The sequence below is a fragment of the Nitrospira sp. BLG_2 genome, assembly GCF_049222245.1.
The window spans coordinates 1-2,902 of the sequence record NZ_JBLYIG010000380.1 but is presented as its reverse complement, the minus strand read 5'-3'; the positions used below and the strand labels follow the sequence as shown (position 1 = coordinate 2,902).

Genomic DNA, 2,902 nt, shown 5'->3' with positions numbered 1-2,902 from the left:
GTGAGGGCCATGTCGATCCCGGAGGAAACGCCGGCGGCGGTGAGGACCTTGCCGTCGCGAACGACACGTTCTTTGGTCGGAACGGCGCCGAATTGTTTCCAGACATCATGGGCGAGCCAGTGTGTGGTGGCATTACGGCCCTGCAGTACGCCGGCAGCTGCCAGACCCAACGCGCCAGTACAGACCGACGTGGTCCACTTGGTCGTCCGGTGCACCTGCGCAATCCATTCCAGGACCAGCTGATCGCCCATCACGGCTTGTGGAAACGCAGTTCCCGGCACTACCAGGATATCGGGACTGGTGGTTTCATCGAGCGAGTAGTCGGCCGTCAAGCGGAGCCTTCCGAAGTCGGTGCGCTTCACGCCCTTCTCACGTGCCACGAAGCGTACGTCGGTCCCGAGAGTCGGCGCCTGAAGAACTTCATAGGGGCCGATCGCGTCGAGCGCCGTCATGCCGTCGTACAACAATATAGCCACTTGCAACTTCTTGTCTGGAATCATCATCACCTCGCTCCTGATCATCAATCGGTATTGAACGGCCGGCTCAGCCGGCATGGGTCTATAGCTAATCGAACAGAAGGCAGTATAATGAAACCGATGTATTGGATCGCTGCCTTTTTAACTATCCTAATGGGAATCATATGGCCAAGTCTATTACCCGCCGCTGCGGAGGAGCCACCTCAGCAGCCGAGCGCGAAGGAACGGTTAAACCAAGTGCTGGGCCCGGAAGGCGGTATTCACGTCTACAAAGACCATCAATGGAATGTTGAAAGCACGATTGTTCTGCCAAATGGCGAGCGAATCATTACGGTACAGCCCCCCACAAGCCCTGCATTCAACACTGGCCCTCCCCTTCAATTGCACGATCAGACATTTCAGCTGCCTGCTCCACCACCCGCTCCGGCTCAGCCACCAGCCCCGGAATTTCCACAGAAGGCGCGGTAGGAAAGTACGGATCGAACTTAGTCGCTAGAAAGTGAAGCCCTTCTATCTAAGTCGTTCGCCGTTTGTTCTATGGCGACCGCCTTTCACGAGATAGGCCCGCGTCTCGGTCGACTTGGCCCATCTCTTTGGCCCGTGCGATGTCACCCAATGCTTTAGCAATAAATGCCGCATCGCCATCAGCCTCTTCGAGACATGCCTCCAAGTATGCCGCCGTTTCCTCCGGTGTCCGAAGATGCTCGGCAATGTCGAAGCGAGTTGTAGTCGTTCGTTTCATAATGTGCTCCTATAAATCAAACCACTGAACAATATCTCCGTCTTACGGATCTCGAAGATAATGGAGCGTATCCACCTGGTTACATCGTGTCAACGCTCGTTACTTCCTAGGACAGTATGGCAGTAGATGTGTTCCCGAGTGACAACAAGGCCGGCAGCACGATTACTGGAGACTTCAAGAATCACATGAAAGAGTTTGGGACAGTCGTATCGAGTTCACTGGCTCGCCAATCTGGACATCAAGAGTAAGTGATCAACTCTGGATCGACAGCGAGATGGATGTCTCTGTGATCGTTCGATAGGCAGTAAGCAGGACGGTACTATTAGCCGGCGAGCTAACCTCATCTGATACTTTAGCTAATGAACGGCTCTGATCATCGGCCTTTGGCTTTCCCACGCCTTGAAGTTCCCTGACTAGATTCTCGCGCAGTTTTTCAAAGAAGTCGGGAAGGAGTTTGTGAATCTTATCCGACTCGGTCTTGGCTTCCTTCAGCGCATCGAGCACTTGCTGAATGAGTGATGCCAACCGCGTGTCTTTCACCGGCGCAGTGAGGTGAGTTCCATTGGACGAGTCTGTTGACGGGGTGGGCGCCGTGGTACCGTTGGACGACTGTGGGATCGCTGCATTCGTCGCCGGCGCCCCACCCGAGGAAACGCTTGATGCTGCCACCGCTGCAACCGATCGGACAACGTCGATACTCAAATCAAGGGCGGAGAGCCTGTCCAATCCCCTGAACCCTTCCGCAAGCTTGGTGGAATGGGCTCTGGCTTCTTCATCCTGTCCATGAAAAAATCCGCGAAAGATGCTCGAAACCTTCTGGAAGAGCGTTTCCAGATCGTGCAGCTCCTCCTGGTTCAGATCTCCGTTCACGGCTACACCGAAGTTTCGCTGGATGGTAGAGTGCGTGTACTTCGCTCCAACGCTCTCGGCCGTCCGATCGGCTGCTGCGCGAGACTCATAGCGCAGTGATCGAAAATCGGTTTCAAGGTCTGCGGTAAGCGTAATCCTGTCCCCTTCCGCCGTCGTCACACTCATACGTCCGGAAAAATCGTTGGACACCGCCACTCCGCTGAATCGTGTATCCAGTCGAGGTGCTTCGGCGTTGGATAGTGAACGCAGATTGAAGAATTGATGTGGGTCGATGGATGTCAGAGTCTGAACCGACATGTTCTATCCTCTCCTTAGTATGCATTCACAAAAGATGTGCGTTTTGTCGCTCACCTATCGGCACCTAATCGACTGCGCTTGAGGGACCTATGTAATAAATGTGGCGCCTTTCCTCGTGGATATGGTGGTTCGTATGCGAAACTGTGTGCGATGCCTCGCGATCGTCTACACAAGCATGCTGCTCGGAAGCGCTGGTTGCACAATTAAGGCCACTTTGAATCAGATCACCGACACGACGTCCAATATGATCGGCACCACGCCGGGAACCGCCTGGTGGAGCGAGGACGGCCAGATCATGCCGGATTTCAAATCTATGGCGTTTGTGACTTTTAATCAGGCGAATCTACATCAGGATCTGGCAGCCGGAAGCGGAGTATTGCCGGGATTATTGAGTCGGCTGCTGATGGTTCCTGCCGATCGACCCGGCACTTTTTTCCACCGCCCAGGCGAACTGTGCCCAGATGGTTACTCTCCTGCGCGAGACGTCCAAACCGTTCGTGTACCGACCTGTTGGATT

At 54.5% G+C, this 2,902-nt stretch carries 4 protein-coding genes and 1 pseudogene; 2 read left to right on the top strand and 3 right to left on the bottom strand.

Annotated features, from left to right (window positions below; translation table 11 throughout):
- The coding region (locus ACOSYY_RS10550; RefSeq protein WP_421662301.1) for a DJ-1/PfpI family protein at window positions 1-503 on the bottom strand (503 nt) is incomplete at its 3' end.
- Between the two features lie 84 nt (window positions 504-587).
- Here ACOSYY_RS10550 and ACOSYY_RS10545 point away from each other — a divergent pair.
- Window positions 588-944: a hypothetical protein gene (locus ACOSYY_RS10545; RefSeq protein WP_421662300.1), complete on the top strand. Its 357-nt coding sequence runs from the start codon at window positions 588-590 to the stop codon at window positions 942-944.
- Window positions 945-1,026: 82 nt separating this feature from the next.
- Here ACOSYY_RS10545 and ACOSYY_RS10540 read toward each other — a convergent pair.
- Window positions 1,027-1,218: pseudogene (locus tag ACOSYY_RS10540) on the bottom strand (addiction module antidote protein); the annotation flags it as partial.
- Window positions 1,219-1,470: 252 nt separating this feature from the next.
- On the bottom strand, window positions 1,471-2,385 hold the full coding sequence (locus ACOSYY_RS10535) for a hypothetical protein (protein ID WP_421662297.1): 915 nt from the start codon (window positions 2,383-2,385) through the stop codon (window positions 1,471-1,473).
- A 133-nt stretch (window positions 2,386-2,518) separates the two neighbouring features.
- On the opposite strand from ACOSYY_RS10535, the gene ACOSYY_RS10530 reads away from it, so the two are divergent.
- Window positions 2,519-2,902: hypothetical protein (locus ACOSYY_RS10530; protein ID WP_421662296.1), on the top strand; the 384-nt coding region annotated here is incomplete at its 3' end.